This is a genomic window from Mycolicibacterium anyangense (assembly GCF_010731855.1).
In the GTDB taxonomy this organism is placed as follows: Bacteria; Actinomycetota; Actinomycetes; order Mycobacteriales; family Mycobacteriaceae; genus Mycobacterium; species Mycobacterium anyangense.
In genome coordinates, this window is record NZ_AP022620.1 from 5,596,856 (window position 1) to 5,612,525 (window position 15,670).

Sequence of the window (15,670 nt, forward strand, 5' to 3'; positions counted from 1 at the left end):
CCTCTAACCTGACTCAGGTGACCGACGAACGCCCGCCCGACCATGTCCTGGCGGCTTTCGGTCTCAAGTACGTCGATCCCGAGCCACTGGGTCCCGGCTGGGAGGGCGGCTGGCGCTGCGGCGAGGTCGTGTTGTCGACCATCGCCGACCACGCCCGCGCCGCCTGGTCGGCCAAGGTGCGCGAGACGTTGTTCGTCGACGGCGTCCGGCTGGCCAGACCGGTGCGTTCCACCGACGGCCGCTATGTGGTGGCCGGGTGGCGGGCCGACACCTTCGTCGCCGGAACCCCCGAACCGCGCCACGACGAAGTGGTGTCGGCGGGTATCCGGCTGCATGAGGCCACCGCGAAGCTCGAACGTCCCCGCTTCCTGACGCAGGCGCCGGTGGCCCCGTGGAGCGACGTCGACGTGTTCATCGCCGCCGACCGGGCGGCCTGGGACGAGCGGCCGTTGCAGTCGCTGCCGCCGGGGGCGACGGTCGCACCCGGCTCGGCCGACGGGGAACGTTCGGTGGAGTTACTCAACCAGCTGGCCGTCCTGCGCAAGCCGACCAAGAGTCCCAGTCAGTTGGTACACGGCGATCTCTATGGCACGGTGCTGTTCGCCGGGTCGGCCGCACCCGGCATCACCGACATCACGCCGTACTGGCGGCCGGCCTCGTGGGCGGCCGGTGTGGCGGTGGTCGACGCGCTGGCGTGGGGAGAGGCCGACGACGGCCTCATCGAGCGCTGGGATGCGCTGCCGGAGTGGCCGCAGATGTTGTTGCGGGCGTTGATGTTCCGTCTCGCCGTGCATGCGCTGCATCCGCGCTCGACGGCGGAGGCGTTCCCGGGTCTGGCCCGCACCGCGGCACTGATCCGGCTGATCCTCTAGCCGAAGCGGTGACGGGTGGCGGCGAGGTCGATCCGCCCGCCGTCCGCGAGCACCCCTTCGGTGCGCAACAGCTCCAATTGTCTGGTGGCCAGGTGGGCCGCCGGGCGCCCGGAGGCGCTGATCACCCGGTGCCAGGGCAGGTCCGAGGAATCGGTGCGCATGATCCAGCCGACGATACGAGGGCTGGAAAGTGCTGCCGCTGAAGCGATGTCACCGTAGGTGGCGACTCGCCCGGGCGGGATCGAGGCCACCAGGTGCCGGACCAGTTCCACCTGCTCGTCGGTCACCGGGGCCATGGCTAACCCGCTCCGAGCAGGCCCCGGATGATGGTCGCGGTCTCGGCCGGTTTGGCCTGCGCCACCATGTGCTGGCAGTCCAGGTCGACCAGGGTGAAGTCGGCGCCGAGCCGTTCGGCGAGCCCGTCGACGAGTTCGTCGCTGACGTACGGCGGTTCGGTGCGGGTGGCGCGCACCAGGGTAGTGCGAGTGCCCGGATGCGGCGCGACGATGTCGCGGGCCAGTTCACTCCAGTACGACATCATCGCCGGCACGCTGATCCGCCAGCCGTAGCGGCCGTTGGGCAGCGCGATCAGATGCTCGTCGAGTTCGGCGTCGAGTTCCTCGACGGGCACGTCAGCCCATGAGCCGCTGATCTTTTCGTTGCGGGCCTCGGCACGGTCGGTGTAGTCGGGGGAGGCCAGCATCGAGTCCGCGATCTCGGCCATCCAGCGGCCGTCGAGGCCTACGGCCGGATCCAACAGCACCAGACCGGAGACCAGGTCGGGGCAGGCCGCCGCGAGGTTCAGTGCGATCGCCCCGCCAAACGAGTGCCCGACCACCAGCACCGGACCGTCGGCCTGATCCTCGATCACCGACGCCAGCGCGGCCACGTTCGCGTCGATGGTCCACGGCGCCGACCACGGCGAGCGGCCGTGACCGAGCAGATCGGGAGCGGCCACCGCGACGTCGGTCAGGTAGCGCTCGCTCAAGGTCTGCCAGCGTTTGCCGTGTCCGGTCAGGCCGTGGATGGCCAGCACCGCGGCGGGTCCGGACGGGCCGTACCGGTACAGGTTCAGGTCGTTGCTCACGGGTTCATGCTGCCATTGGACGGCTTCGCCCGAACTTGTCGTACCCCCGTGGTGTCATTCCGGGCATGACCACCGCCGACCGCGTGGACCCCGGTTCACTGGCCGCCCTCACCGATCCGGACGCGCTGCTGGCGCCGGGGCTGCGTGGCACCGTGCGGATCGTCGGTGGGCCCGGCACCGGCAAGAGCGGCCTGCTGGTGGCGGCCGCCGCGGGGCATATCTCGGCCGGGACGGACCCGGAATCGGTTCTGCTGCTGACGGGTTCGGGCCGGCTGGCCGCCGCCGCCCGCAGCGCGCTGACGGCCCGGCTGCTCAAGGCCCGCTCGGCCGAGCCCTGCCGGGCGGTGGTGCGTGAGCCCTTGGTGCGCTCGCTGCACAGCTACGCGTTCTCGGTACTGCGCCAGGCTGCGGCCCGCGCGGGCGACCCACCGCCGCGTCTGGTCACCGGCGCCGAGCAGGACGGCATCATCCGCGAGCTGCTGGCCGGTGACCTCATCGATGGTGATGCGTCGGTGTCGCGCTGGCCGGTGCAGCTGCGGCCCGCGCTCGGCACCGCCGGGTTCGCCACCGAGCTGCGTGACCTGCTCGCCCGCTGTGCCGAAAGAGGCGTCGACCCCTTGCAGTTGCAGCGGCTCGGCCGGCTCTCGGGCCGCGCCGAATGGGCTGCCGCAGGCCGGTTCGCCCAGCAGTACGAGCAGGTGATGCTGTTGCGTGCGGCGGTCGGTACGGCCGCACCGCAGGCCACCGTTCCCGCGCTGGGGGCGGCCGAACTCGTCGGCGCCGCCCTGGAGGCACTGGCTGCTGACGCCGAGCTGCTCGCTGCGGAGCGCGCGCGGGTCCGGCTGCTGCTCGTCGACGATGCCCAACATCTCGACCCGCAGGCCGCCCGGCTGGTGCGGGTGCTGGCCGCCGGAGCCGAGCTGACGCTGCTCGCCGGTGACCCGAACCAGGCGGTGTTCGGCTTCCGCGGGGCGGATCCGGAATTGTTGACGGCCACCGGCAACGCGGTTCTGGAGCTGGATCGCTCCCACCGCTGCGCGCCCGCGGTGGCTCGTGCTATCAGCGGTATCGCCGCGGGCCTGCCGGGCAGCGGCACATGGCGGGCACTGGATTCGGCGGGGGAGGGTGGCTCGGTCACGGTGCGGGTCGCCGCCTCCGTGCACGCCGAATCTGCTCTGATCGCCGACCGGCTGCGCCGCGCGCACCTCGTCGAGGGGGTGCCGTGGTCGCAGCTCGCGGTCATCGTGCGTTCGGCATCGGCTGCTGCGGCGTTGACCCGCGCGCTGGCCGGTGCCGGTGTCCCGGTCACCTCACCGTCGGTCGCCGGCCCCATCGGTGAGCAGCCGGCCGCCCGCGCGTTGCTTACCGTGCTCGCCGCCACCTGCAACGGTCTGGATGGTGAGCAGGCGCTGGCTCTGGTGACGGGCCCCATCGGCCGGGTCGACCCGGTGTCGCTGCGCCAGCTGCGACGAGCCTTGCGGCGCAGTGCCGGTGACCCGGCCCGCGACTTCGGCGGCCTTCTCGTCGCGGCGCTCACCGCCGGGGTGCCGGACCTGCCGGCCACGCTGGCCCGCCCGGTCAACCGGGTCCGCGCTGTCCTGGCCGCCGCCGCCCGGGCCCACCGCGCCACCAGCGATCCGCGCTACACGCTGTGGCAGGCGTGGGAACGCAGCGGCCTGCAGCGCCGTTGGCTGTCGTCCGCCGAACACGGCGGCACCGAAGGGGCAGCTGCGGATCGCAACCTGGCCGCCGTGACGGCCTTGTTCGATCTTTCCGACGACTACGTCTCGCGTACCACGGGTGCCTCGTTGCGCGGGCTGCTCGACCATGTCGCTGCCCTGCAGCTGCCGCCGGTGGCCGCCGACTCGGTTACCCGGACCGAGACGGTCGCGGTGCTCAGCCCACACGCCGCGCTCGACCGGGATTGGGAACTGGTAGTCATCGCCGGCATGCAGGATGGCTTGTGGCCCAACACCACTCCGCGCGGCGGCGTGCTGGGCACCCAGCGGTTGCTCGATGTTCTCGACGGGTTGGGTGACGACGTCTCGGTGCGGGCACCGCTGCTGGCCGAGGAACGCCGCCTGCTGATCGCCGCGATGGGCCGGGCCAGGCGTGCACTGCTTGTCACCGCGGTCGACAGTGAGGAAGGGGACGACGCGGCGCTACCCTCACCGTTCGTCGACGAGATCGCCCAATGGTCCACCGAAGAGGGTGCGGTACCGGCGGTTGCGCCGGTGTCCGCGCCGCCCGTGCTGTCGCCCGCGGCGGTGGTGGGCCGGCTGCGGGCCGTGGTGTGCGCTGCGGACGGCACGGTCGACGAGCAGCAAAGGATCAATGCGGCACGGCAATTGGCCAGACTGGCCGCCGAAGGAGTGCCCGGCGCCGACCCGGCGCAGTGGTACGGCATGACGGCGGTGAGCAGCGAGCAGCCGCTGTGGTCGGGTGAGCAGCACACCGTGACGCTGAGCCCGTCCACCTTGCAGACGCTCACCGACTGCCCGCTGCGCTGGCTGGCTGAGCGGCACGGCGGTGGTGACCGCCGCGAGCTGCGCTCCACCCTCGGCTCCCTGGTGCACGCGTTGATCGCCGAATCCGGCAAGGATGTCGACCAGCTTGTCGAGGCACTCGAAAAGCATTGGTCCGCTGTGCCGTTCGACTCGTCCTGGTATGCCGACAACGAACTGGACCGGCACCGCGCCATGCTGGAGGCGTTCGTCGCCTGGCGGGCGGCCAGCCGGCACGAACTGACCGAGGTCGGCACCGAGGTGGACGTCGACGGAGTCGTCGCCGAGCCGGGTGAGGACGGCCCCGGCGTGCGGGTGCGCGGCCGGGTGGACCGCCTGGAGCGCGACCCGGAGGGCAGGCTGGTGATCGTCGACGTCAAGACCGGCAAGAGCCCGGTCACCAAGGACGATGCGCAGCGCCACGCCCAGTTGGGCTTCTACCAACTCGCGGTCGCCGAGGGCGCACTCGGCGACGACGATCAGCCCGGTGGCGGCCGGCTGGTCTACATCGGCAAGCCCAGCGCCGGCGGGGCGACCGAGCGGGATCAGTCCGCGCTCACCGACGACAGCCACGCCCAATGGCGGCAGACGGTTCGCGACGCGGCGGCCGCCACCGCGGGACCGCACTTCACCGCCCGGGTCAACGACGGCTGCTCGCACTGCCCGATGCGGCCGTCCTGTCCCGCGCACCTTGCACCCCGGACGGAGCCGTCATGATCTACAGCCCGGCGGAACTCGCTGCTGCCCTTGGTGTTCCGACTCCCACCGACGAGCAGGCCGCGGTCATCGCGGCGCCGCCGGGCCCAGTGGTGGTGATCGCCGGTGCTGGTGCCGGCAAGACCGAGACGATGGCGGCGCGGGTGGTCTGGTTGGTGGCCAACGGCTTCGCCGAGCCCGGCCAGGTGCTGGGCCTGACGTTCACCCGCAAGGCGGCCGGTCAGCTGCTGCGCCGGGTGCGTTCTCGGCTGGCCCGGCTGGCCGGCCACCTGGGGGCGCCGGCCGCCGTCGGCGCACCCACCGTCAGCACCTACCACGCGTTCGCCGGCACGCTGCTGCGCGAGTACGGCCTGCTGCTGCCGGTCGAACCCGATGCCCGGCTGCTCAGCGAGACCGAGATGTGGCAGCTGGCCTACGACGTGGTGTGTTCCCATCCCGGACCGCTGGACACCGACAAGGACCCGGCCAAGGTCACGACGATGGTGCTGCGGCTGGCCGGTGAACTGGCCGAGCACCTGGTCGATACTGAGCAACTCCGCGACACCCACGTCGAACTGGAACGCCTCGTACACACCCTGCCCGCCGGCCGCTACCAGCGTGACCGCGGCCCCAGCCAGTTCCTGCTCGGCATGCTGGCCACCCAGACCGAACGCGCTGCCCTGGTTCCGCTCATCGACGCCGTGCACCGCCGCATGCGCGCCGAGAAGGTGATGGACTTCGGCTCCCAGATGTCGGCGGCGGCCCGGCTGGCGGCCGGCTGCCCGCAGGTCGGCGCCCAGCTGCGCGAGCGCTACCGGGTGGTGCTGCTCGACGAATACCAGGACACCGGCCATGCCCAGCGGATTGCGTTGTCCGCGTTGTTCGGTGGGGGAGCCGACGACGCTCTGGCACTGACGGCGGTCGGTGATCCGATCCAGTCCATCTACGGCTGGCGCGGTGCCTCGGCCACCAATCTGCCACGCTTCACCACCGACTTCCCGCTGTCCGACGGCAGCCCGGCACCTACGCTGGAGCTGCGCACCAGCTGGCGCAACCCGCCGACCACCCTGCACGTCGCCAACGAGGTCTCCGCGGAGGCTCGCCGCCGGTCGGTGGCGGTGCGGCCACTGCAGGCCCGTCCGGGTGCCGATCCGGGCACGGTCACCTGCGCTCTGCTCACCGATGTCGCCACCGAACGCGAATGGGTGGCCGACCGCATCGCGCAGCGGTACGCGCAGGCAGACAAGCAGGGCAACCCACCACCGACGGCCGCGGTTCTGGTGCGGCGCAACGCCGATGCCGGACCGATGGCCGAGGCGCTGACCGCCCGCGGTGTCCCGGTCGAGGTGGTCGGACTGGCCGGATTGCTGTCCATCCCGGAGGTCTCCGACATGGTGGCGATGCTGCGTCTGGTCGTGGACCCGGCCGCCGGCGCGGCCGCGATGCAGGTGCTGACCGGGCCGCGCTGGCGCCTGGGCGCCCACGACATCGCCGCGCTGTGGCGTCGTGCGCTCACCCTCGACGGGCAACGCGGCGCGGCCGGCAGCCTGGAGCAGATCATCGCCGGTGCGGCCCCCGACGCCGATGCCGCAAGCCTGGCCGACGCGCTGGCCGACCCGGGCCCCGCGGGCGCCTACTCCGAGGACGGGTATCGGCGGATCACCGAACTTGCCGACGAATTGGCCCGGCTGCGAACACTGTTGAGTCACCCGGTCACCGACCTGGTCGCCGAGGTGCGTCGCACCCTGGGCGTCGAGGTCGAGGCGCGTGCGGCCAGGCCGGTCGCCGCGGGCTGGACCGGTGCCGAACACCTGGACCGGTTCGCCGCTGTCGTCGCCGACTACACCCAGCGGCCCGGCGTCGGTGCCGAGGCGCTGCTGGCCTATCTCGACGCCGCGATGACCATCGAGAACGGGCTGGCGCCGGCGGAGGTCAGCGTCGCCTCCGACCGGGTCCAGATCCTCACGGTGCACGCCGCCAAGGGACTGGAATGGCAGGTGGTCGCCGTCCCGCACCTGGCTGCGCGGGTGTTCCCGTCGACCGCGTCGAAACGCACCTGGCTGTCCGACCCGTCCGACCTGCCGCCGCTGCTGCGCGGGGATCGTGCCCACGAGGGGCTGCACGGGGTGCCGGTGCTGGACAGCTCGTCAGTCAGCGATCGTAAAGGCTTGTCGGACAGCATCATCGCGCACCGAGATCAGTTGGGGCAGCGTCGCATCGACGAGGAGCGCCGGCTGCTGTACGTGGCGATCACCCGCGCCGAGGACACCCTGTTGCTGTCCGGCCACCACTGGGGCGCCACCGAATCCAAGCCGCGTGGTCCCTCGGACTTCCTGGTCGAGATCAAGGAGATCATCGACGCCGCCGCGGCAGCCGGCCGACCGTGCGGGGAGGTCGAGCACTGGGCGCCGGCACCCGCCGACGGCGAGCCGAACCCGTTGCAGCGCATCACCCGTGAGGCGGTATGGCCCGCCGATCCGCTCGGTCACAGCCGCGGCGCTGTCGAGCGCGGCGCGGCCCTGGTGAGCGCCGCACTATCGGGTGCGCTCCCCGCGGGCGACGACAACGACCCCGAAGGCTGGGCCGCCGATGTCGACGCACTGCTGGCCGAACGCGCTCGCAATGCCGCACCGCCGGCCCCCGATCTGCCCGGGCAGTTGTCGGTCAGCGCGCTGGTCGAACTCGACCGCGATCCGGTGGGCGCGGCCCGGCGGCTGACCCGCCGGCTGCCGTCGCGGCCGGATCCACATGCGATGCTGGGCACCGCCTTCCACGAATGGGTGCAGCGGTTCTACGGTGCCGAGCGGCTGTTCGACCTCGACGACCTGCCCGGTGCGGTGGACGACACACCCACCCAGACCGTCGAACTGGCCGCCCTGCAGCAGACGTTCACCGCGTCACCATGGGCGCTGCGTACCCCGCTCGACGTCGAGGTGCCGTTCGAGATGGCCATCGGCGAGACCGTGGTGCGCGGACGGATCGACGCCGTGTTCGCCGATCCCGACGGCGGGATGACCGTCGTCGACTGGAAGACCGGCGAGCCACCGGCCGACGACGAGGCCAGGAAGCACGCCGCCGTCCAGCTCGCGGTCTACCGGCTGGCATGGGCGGCGATCAAGAACTGCCCGGAGTCAGACGTCCGAGCAGCATTCCACTATGTGCGTCACGGCGTCACCGTGAGGCCGGAAAACCTCGCCGGCCCAGAGGAATTGGTGGCGCTCTTGGAAGGCGCTGCCGCACCGAGAGAACCGGTCAAGGTCACCGAGAACGCACAGTAATTTGGGATCGGTAGCTTCGGCGGTCTTGTGCACTTACCGCATCGATGCCGCAGGGTGCGGCGCATTCGGGAAAGAGCACAGCATGAAGACCACCCATGGGCGCAAGCGGATCATCGCAGCGGCGCTGACGTCTGCCGGCGTTGCGGTCATCGGCATGGGACTTACCGCGGGAACCGCCCAGGCAAGCGTCGACCCGAGCGGACCCTATTCGTGGTGCCCCGGCGACCCGCCGGTGGAGACCGGAAACAAGCGGACGAACCCCGTGATCTGGGACAACAATGTCTGCCACTCGTATTTCATCGTCTACCACGGCCAGGGCAATGTCGCCCAGAACATCTGGGATGGGCCGAACCCGCCCGGACCGCCTCCGGGACAGGGCTTCCTTCCGCCACCGCCGATTCCGGCGGGGTGGTGCTGGGGCTTGTTCTTTCCCTCGCCCTGCCCCTAGCGCTATTTCGCGGTGAATGCCCGTTCGACGAACAACTCGAGGTCGGAGTCGCTGACGCCCAGGCCGAGCAGGTGGCGCAAGTAGATCGGTGCGAGGATGCAGTCGACGATGACCGTGTACTCCATCGGGGGTTCACCGCGGTCACGGCTGCGATCGAGCATCGCCTGAAATTGCATCGCCCGGTGGATCAGAAACGACTGCCGTTGCTCAGCCGTCATGTCCGCGGCGCCAATCAACGCCTGCAGGAACGCCAATCGGCCCGGCCTGCCGATCTCGGCGGCGGCCGTTCGGGCGTAGGCCAGCAGATCGCCCCGCAATGATCCGGTGTCGGGCATAGGTGCGGTCTCTGCGAGCCTGGCCGCCTCGACGTCGAGGATGACCGCCTCCAGGCTGCCCCAGCGCCGGTAGATGCTCGTCGGATTGATACCGGCACGTCGCGCTACATCGGCGACGGTGAAACCGCCGGGACCTGACTCGACCAGCAGTTCATCTACCGCTTCGTGAACTGCCGCCACTACTCGGGCGCTTCGCCCGCCGGGGCGACGGCGCACCTCCACGTTCTCAGCCACGCGACAACCTTAAAGCATTAACTCTTGCTTTTGTAGCGCCATCACCGTATCGTCGCTTAAAGCAACTGGAATTGATTTAAGGAGACCTCATGGAGCCCGTCATGTTCGCCGATGACACCTCGTTCTGGTTCGAGACCCTGCGGGTGCTCGGAGCAACCGCGTACGGTGGCGCCGACATCGGTGAGGTGCTCACCACGGCGCAAGCCATCACCGCAGGCGACTACGACAGCTGGTACGACCAGTGGCTGGCCACCGCGGACTGGGTGACCGCTGAGGCTGAAAAGGCGCTAGCGGCAGGGCATTTCGTGAGTGCGCGAGACGGTCTGATGCGCGCAAGCAACTATTACCGTTCGGCGGACTTCTACCTACACGCCAACCCGAGCGATCCGCGCATCGCCCACGCATACATCCGGGCTCGCGAGACGTTCATCGCGGGCGCCGCCCTGCTCGATCCGCCCGTCGAACCCATCGAGATTCCCTACGACAACACCGTGTTGCGCGGCTACTTCTATCCCGCGGTCGGTCGCACCGACAGTGGGCCGATCCCGACGATCATCATGCACAGCGGCTTCGACGGCACCTGCGAAGAGATGCACTGGATGGGTGCGGCGGCCGCGCAAGAGCGCGGCTACAACGTCGTCACCTTCGACGGCCCGGGTCAGCCCGCGGCACTGCACTTCGACGGCCTGGTCTTCCGGCCGGATTGGGACCACGTCGTCACACCGGTGCTCGACTGGGTTTTGAACCGTCCCGATGTCGACTCCGAGCGGGTCGTCTTGTTCGGCGCCTCCATGGGTGGAGTGCTGGCGCCGCGCGCGGCCGCATATGAGCATCGCCTTGCCGCGTGCATCGCATTTGACGGTGTCTACGACATGGGCCTCACCGCGCTCGGGTGGATCCCCGGTGACCGGACCGAGACCGAGGCCATGTTGCGGGCCGAGGCCGCCCCGGAGGCCGACGCGGTGATCGAGCAACTGATGGCGGCCAATCCCAATATCCGTTGGGCGGCAACGCATGGCCAGTACGCCCTGGGCGTCGAGAGTCCCCGGGCGCTGTTCGCGGCGTTCCTCGACTACACGCTCGCCGGCGGCATCGCCGAGCAGATCACCTGCCCGACTCTGGTGTGCGAGGCCGCTAGTGACATCTTCTTCGAAGGACAGCCGCAGCTGCTGTTCGATCACCTCACCTGCCCGAAGGCGCTGGTGAAGTTCACCGACGCCGAGGGCGCCGGTGCGCACTGCCAGGTCGGTGCGGCACGCTTGGCCAACGCCCGCATCTTCGACTGGCTCGACGAGACGCTGGCCGCGCCCGCCCGCTAGTACTTCGGAGCGTTGCGCCGGATCGCGATCGCCTGAGTGATCATCGGAATCTGCAGCGGCAACCGGGCCAGCGCGGCGATCTTCATCGGCCACGGCTTGTCCCACCACAGCCGCACCATGTTGATGTTGGCCGGGAACACCGCCAGGTACAGCGCGATCGCGGCCAGCGCACCGGCCCGACGGGTTCGCGGGATCGCCAACATCGCGCCGATTCCCACCTCGGCAACCCCGGAGGCATAGGTGTAGAAGCGCGGATCCCCGGGCAGCTCGGCGGGCACGATGCCGTCGAACGGCTTGGGTGCGGCGAAGTGGCCGAGGCCGATCGCGATCAGCATCGCCGCCGCGCGGTAGGCGGGCAGCTGGCTTGTGGTGCGTGCGGGGTCCGGTGTCGTCGTCGGCATGGGTACATAATGCTCATGTGGTAGCAGCCGGGCGCAAGATGATGGGGTCGCGTGGCCAAAGGTAGATTGCGGCGCAGGCTCGAGGCGATCGACGAGAATCTGGCCGCCAAACCGGATAGCGCGCTGGTCGATTATCTGCGTATCCCGGAGAAGTTCGTCAGCCCCGGACGCCGTATCGCCCGCCGACTGCTCTATGCGATGGGCGCCCTGTTCGCCGCCGTCCTCATCGTCTACCTCGACCGCGACGGTTACCGCGATGTCCGCGAGGGCCCGCTGACGTTCCTGGACTGCTTCTATTACGCCACGGTGTCACTGTCGACCACCGGCTACGGCGACATCACGCCCTATACCGAGACGGCCCGTCTGGTCAACGTCCTGGTCATCACGCCACTTCGGGTGGCGTTCCTGATCGTGTTGGTCGGTACCACCGTGGAAACGCTGACCACGGCGTCGCGGCAGGCTCTCAAGATCCAGCGTTGGAGGAACAGCGTGCGTAACCACACCGTCGTCATCGGCTACGGCACGAAGGGCAGAACGGCAGTGGCCGCGATGGTCGGTGACGGCGCCGCGCCGGCCGACATCGTCGTCGTCGACACCGACCAGGCGTCACTGGACCGGGCGAGTGCGGCCGGCCTGGTGACCGTGCGTGGTGACGCCAACAAATCCGATGTACTGCGGTTGGCCGGGGCCCAGCATGCCCACTCCATCATCGTGGCCACCAACAGTGACCCGACCGCGGTGCTGGTCACCCTGACCGCCCGTGAACTCGCGCCCAAGGCCAAGATCATCGCCTCGGTACGGGAAGCCGAGAACCAGCACCTGCTGCGCCAGTCCGGCGCGGATTCGGTGGTGGTGTCCTCGGAGACCGCAGGCCGGCTGCTCGGGATCGCCACCAGCGCGCCCAGCGTGGTGGAGGTCATCGAGGACTTGCTGACCCCGGATGCCGGATTCGCGATCGCCGAGCGGGAGGTCGAACCCAAGGAGGTCGGCGGGTCACCGCGGCACCTGCCCGACATCGTGCTGGGTGTGGTCCGGGAGGGAAAGCTGCTGCGGGTCGACGACCCCAACGCCGACGCCCTGGAAAGCACCGACCGGCTGCTCTACGTCCGCAGCGCCGGAGAGTGACACCGTGACGTTCACTCTGCGCAATGTCCCGCTGCTGTCGCGCGTCGGTGCCGACCGTGCCGATGCGCTGCGCACCGACATCGACGCGGCGATCGCCGGCTGGGCTGACGCCCTGCTGCTGCGGGTCGACAACCGCAATCAGGTGCTGATCGCCGACGGCAGCGTGGTGCTCGGCGCCGCCAGCGAGGTCGGTGACACCCCACCGGCCGACGCGGTGTTCCTGGGCCGGATCGCCGACGGCCGCCACGTGTGGGCGGTGCGGTCGGTGCTGCACGCCCCCGACGACGTGCCGGTCGAGGTGCTCGACCTGCGCCGCGCCGGGCAGGTGTTCGACGATGTCAGCGCGCAGTTGGTGGCCTCGGCCACCGCGCTGCTGAACTGGCACGACCAGGCCCGGTTCAGCGCGGTGGACGGCACCCCGACCAAGCTGGCCAAGGGCGGCTGGTCGCGGGTGAACATGCTTACCGGGCACGAGGAGTTCCCGCGCATCGACCCGGCCATCATCGTGCTGGTGCACGACGGTCACGACCGCGCGGTGCTGGCCCGCCAGACGATGTGGCCGCCGCGGTTGTTCTCGCTGATCGCCGGGTTCGTGGAGGCCGGTGAATCCTTCGAGACCTGTGTGGTGCGCGAGGTCGCCGAGGAGATCGGCTTGAGCGTGCGCGATCCGCAGTATCTGGGAAGCCAGCCGTGGCCGTTCCCGCGCTCGCTGATGGTGGGTTTTCACGCGATCGGTGATCCCGAGCAGGAGTTCGCCTTCCACGACGGCGAGATCGCCGAGGCGGCCTGGTTCACCCGCGCCGAGGTGCGCGAGGCACTGGATCAGGGTGACTGGAGCAGTGATTCGCAGTCCAAGCTGCTGCTGCCCGGGTCGATCTCGATCGCCCGCGAGATCATCGAGTCCTGGGCGTACGCCTGACGCGCTAGGACAGCTTGGCCTGGACCTGCTTGAGGCTCGGGTTGGTCAGAGCTGAGCCGTCGGCGAACTTCACCGTCGGCACGGTCTGGTTGCCGTTGTTGACCGACATCACGAACTGGGCGGCGGCGGGATCTTCCTCGATGTCGACCTCGGTGTAGGAGATCCCTGCCGATTTCAGCGCCGTCTTCAGGCGGCGGCAGTACCCGCACCACACCGTGGTGTACATCGTGAGCTGGGAATCGCTGGCACTCATAAGTGCATCAACCTAGCCGAGGCGCCGATCATGCCCGCAACCGGCGCGGCGCTCAGAGAGAAATGTCGCCGCCCCCTGACAAGATGGACGCCATGCCGGTGACCACAGACCTTCTGGCCGGCCTGGATGACGAGCAGCGCGAAGCCGTGCTGGCCGCTCGCGGGCCGCTGTGTGTGCTGGCGGGCGCCGGCACCGGCAAGACCCGCACCATCACTCATCGGATCGGCCACTTGGTGGCCAACGGCCACGTCGCGGCCGGGCAGGTGTTGGCGGTGACGTTCACCTCCCGGGCGGCCGGTGAGATGCGCGCCCGGCTGCGCGCGATGGATGCCGGAGGCGGTTCCGGCGCCTCGGTGGGCGCGGTGCAGGCGCTGACCTTCCACGCCGCGGCGCGTCGTCAGCTGCAGTACTTCTGGCCGCGCGTGGTCGGGGACACCGGCTGGCAATTGCTGGATTCCAAGTTCGCGGTGGTCGCCCAGGCCGCCAACCGCGCCCGACTTCAGGTCAGCACCGACGACGTCCGCGACCTCGCCGGTGAGATCGAATGGGCCAAGGCTTCTCTCATCAGTCCCGAGGGCTACCCGGCCGAGGTGGCCAAGAACGGGCGCGACATCCCGCTGGACGCCCAGAAGGTGGCCACCGTCTACGCCGCCTACGAGAAGTTGAAGGCCAACCGTGACGGCATCGCCCTGCTGGACTTCGACGACCTGCTCCTGCACACCGCGGGTGCGATCGAGAACGATCCCGCGGTCGCCGAGGAGTTCCGCGACCGCTACCGCTGCTTCGTCGTCGACGAATATCAGGACGTCACGCCGTTGCAGCAGCGAGTGCTGTCGGCGTGGCTGGGCACCCGCGACGACCTGACGGTGGTCGGCGACGCCAACCAGACCATCTATTCGTTCACCGGGGCCTCGCCGCGCTATCTGCTGGATTTCTCCCGCCGCTTCCCGGAGGCCACCGTGGTGCGCCTGGAACGCGACTACCGCTCCACCCCGCAGGTGGTGTCACTGGCCAACCGGGTCATCGCCGCCGCCCGTGGCCGGATGGCCGGCAGCAAGCTGCACCTGGTCGGTCAGCGCGACCCCGGACCGTCACCGACGTTCCACGAACACCCCGACGAGGTTGCCGAGGCTACCGCGGTGGCCCGCTCCATCAAGCGGCTCATCGAATCCGGTACTGCCGCAGCCGAAATCGCGGTGCTCTATCGCATCAACGCCCAGTCCGAGGTGTACGAGGAGGCGCTGACGGCGGCGGGCATCCCGTTCCAGGTGCGCGGTGGTGAGGGCTTTTTCAGCCGGCAAGAGATCCGCCAGGCGCTGGTGGCGTTGTCCAAAGCTGCGGACCGGGGCGTGATCGAGGGTGTGGAGCTGACCGACGTCGTCCGCGCCGTACTCGAACCACTGGGCCTGACGGCCGAACCCCCATCCGGCACCAAGGCCCGGGAGCGCTGGGAAGCGTTGGCGGCGTTGGCCGAACTGGTCGACGAGGAGGTCGCCACCCGCCCGCACCTGGACCTGCCCGCGCTGATGTCGGAGTTGCGGCTGCGGGCCGATGCCCGTCATCCACCCACGGTGCAGGGCGTCACGCTGGCCTCGCTGCACGCCGCCAAGGGCCTGGAGTGGGACGCGGTGTACCTCGTGGGCCTGGCCGACGGCACCCTGCCGATCAGTCACGCCCTGGCCCACGGCCCCGACAGTGAGGCCGTCGAGGAAGAACGCCGGCTGCTCTACGTCGGAGTCACCAGGGCGCGTGTGCATTTGGAGCTTAGTTGGGCGCTGGCCCGGTCGCCGGGCGGGCGGCAGGGGCGCCGTCCGTCACGGTTCCTCAACGGCATCGCCCCGCAGACCCAGGCCGAGCCCACCCCCAACAAGCCGCGCCGGCAGCGCGGTGCCACGCCGCGGTGCCGGGTGTGCAACGCCGTGCTGAGCAGCCCGCCGGCAATCATGTTGCGCCGCTGCGAAACCTGCTCGGTGGACATCGACGACGAACTGCTGAGCCAGCTCAAGGATTGGCGCCTCCGCACCGCCAAGGACCTGAAGGTGCCTGCCTACGTGGTGTTCACCGACAACACGCTGATCGCCATCGCGGAGGCGATGCCCACCGACGACGCGGCGTTGGTGGCGATTCCCGGCATCGGCGCGCGCAAGCTCGAGCAGTTCGGGTCTGATGTGCTCGAGCTCGTGCGCGCCCGCCGGTAGG

The 15,670-nt window shown here is 69.9% G+C and carries 13 protein-coding genes; 8 read left to right on the plus strand and 5 right to left on the minus strand.

Going from position 1 to position 15,670, the window contains the following annotated elements:
• Positions 1-17 precede the first annotated feature (17 nt).
• A complete protein-coding gene (locus G6N35_RS26470) occupies positions 18-872 on the plus strand; it encodes a TIGR02569 family protein (RefSeq protein WP_163807307.1) in 855 nt (284 codons plus the stop codon).
• On the opposite strand, the gene G6N35_RS26475 is transcribed toward G6N35_RS26470, so the two are convergent.
• Entirely contained in the window at positions 869-1,168 is a 300-nt protein-coding gene (locus G6N35_RS26475; protein ID WP_163807308.1) for an MGMT family protein, read from the minus strand. The two genes, G6N35_RS26470 and G6N35_RS26475, sit on opposite strands and share 4 nt — an antisense overlap.
• 2 nt (positions 1,169-1,170) lie before the next feature.
• Positions 1,171-1,959: an alpha/beta fold hydrolase gene (locus G6N35_RS26480; RefSeq protein ID WP_163807309.1), complete on the minus strand. Its 789-nt coding sequence runs from the start codon at positions 1,957-1,959 to the stop codon at positions 1,171-1,173.
• A gap of 65 nt (positions 1,960-2,024) precedes the next feature.
• Between G6N35_RS26480 and G6N35_RS26485 the strand changes: the two genes are divergently transcribed.
• The 3 genes from G6N35_RS26485 (at position 2,025) to G6N35_RS26495 (ending at position 8,885) form a co-directional block, all read left to right on the plus strand.
• On the plus strand, positions 2,025-5,180 hold the full coding sequence (locus G6N35_RS26485) for an ATP-dependent DNA helicase (protein WP_163807310.1): 3,156 nt from the start codon (positions 2,025-2,027) through the stop codon (positions 5,178-5,180).
• Positions 5,114-8,437, plus strand: a complete 3,324-nt coding sequence (locus G6N35_RS26490; RefSeq protein ID WP_407664647.1) for an ATP-dependent helicase — start codon at positions 5,114-5,116, stop codon at positions 8,435-8,437. The genes G6N35_RS26485 and G6N35_RS26490 overlap by 67 nt, the downstream gene beginning before the upstream one ends.
• An 82-nt stretch (positions 8,438-8,519) precedes the next feature.
• Entirely contained in the window at positions 8,520-8,885 is a 366-nt protein-coding gene (locus G6N35_RS26495) for a hypothetical protein (RefSeq protein ID WP_163807312.1), read from the plus strand.
• 2 nt (positions 8,886-8,887) lie between these two features.
• On the opposite strand, the gene G6N35_RS26500 is transcribed toward G6N35_RS26495, so the two are convergent.
• Complete coding sequence (locus G6N35_RS26500; protein WP_197748445.1) at positions 8,888-9,454, minus strand: TetR/AcrR family transcriptional regulator; 567 nt, start codon at positions 9,452-9,454, stop codon at positions 8,888-8,890.
• A gap of 89 nt (positions 9,455-9,543) precedes the next feature.
• Between G6N35_RS26500 and G6N35_RS26505 the strand changes: the two genes are divergently transcribed.
• Complete coding sequence (locus tag G6N35_RS26505) at positions 9,544-10,773, plus strand: alpha/beta hydrolase family protein (RefSeq protein WP_163807313.1); 1,230 nt, start codon at positions 9,544-9,546, stop codon at positions 10,771-10,773.
• On the opposite strand, the gene G6N35_RS26510 is transcribed toward G6N35_RS26505, so the two are convergent.
• Positions 10,770-11,174 (minus strand): DoxX family protein, encoded by a 405-nt coding sequence (locus tag G6N35_RS26510; RefSeq protein WP_163807314.1) that lies wholly within the window; start codon positions 11,172-11,174, stop codon positions 10,770-10,772. The genes G6N35_RS26505 and G6N35_RS26510 overlap by 4 nt on opposite strands.
• Positions 11,175-11,225: 51 nt before the next feature.
• Between G6N35_RS26510 and G6N35_RS26515 the strand changes: the two genes are divergently transcribed.
• Entirely contained in the window at positions 11,226-12,299 is a 1,074-nt protein-coding gene (locus G6N35_RS26515; protein ID WP_163807315.1) for a potassium channel family protein, read from the plus strand.
• A gap of 4 nt (positions 12,300-12,303) precedes the next feature.
• Entirely contained in the window at positions 12,304-13,218 is a 915-nt protein-coding gene (gene nudC / locus G6N35_RS26520; protein WP_163807316.1) for an NAD(+) diphosphatase, read from the plus strand.
• 4 nt (positions 13,219-13,222) lie between these two features.
• On the opposite strand, the gene G6N35_RS26525 is transcribed toward nudC, so the two are convergent.
• Positions 13,223-13,471 carry a mycoredoxin gene (locus G6N35_RS26525; RefSeq protein ID WP_163807317.1) on the minus strand — a complete coding sequence of 83 codons (249 nt, stop codon included), beginning with the start codon at positions 13,469-13,471 and terminating at the stop codon, positions 13,223-13,225.
• An 83-nt stretch (positions 13,472-13,554) separates the two neighbouring features.
• Between G6N35_RS26525 and G6N35_RS26530 the strand changes: the two genes are divergently transcribed.
• Positions 13,555-15,669: an ATP-dependent DNA helicase UvrD2 gene (locus G6N35_RS26530; protein ID WP_163807958.1), complete on the plus strand. Its 2,115-nt coding sequence runs from the start codon at positions 13,555-13,557 to the stop codon at positions 15,667-15,669.
• Position 15,670: the final 1 nt, after the last annotated feature.

Coding starts and splice junctions, on each gene's coding strand:
- G6N35_RS26505 (WP_163807313.1), top strand. CDS start 9,544: ATGGAGCCCGTCATGTTCGCCGATGACACCTCGTTCTGGTTCGAGACC.
- G6N35_RS26525 (WP_163807317.1), bottom strand. CDS start 13,471: ATGAGTGCCAGCGATTCCCAGCTCACGATGTACACCACGGTGTGGTGC.
- G6N35_RS26510 (WP_163807314.1), bottom strand. CDS start 11,174: ATGCCGACGACGACACCGGACCCCGCACGCACCACAAGCCAGCTGCCC.
- G6N35_RS26495 (WP_163807312.1), top strand. CDS start 8,520: ATGAAGACCACCCATGGGCGCAAGCGGATCATCGCAGCGGCGCTGACG.
- G6N35_RS26475 (WP_163807308.1), bottom strand. CDS start 1,168: ATGGCCCCGGTGACCGACGAGCAGGTGGAACTGGTCCGGCACCTGGTG.
- G6N35_RS26485 (WP_163807310.1), top strand. CDS start 2,025: ATGACCACCGCCGACCGCGTGGACCCCGGTTCACTGGCCGCCCTCACC.
- G6N35_RS26530 (WP_163807958.1), top strand. CDS start 13,555: ATGGACGCCATGCCGGTGACCACAGACCTTCTGGCCGGCCTGGATGAC.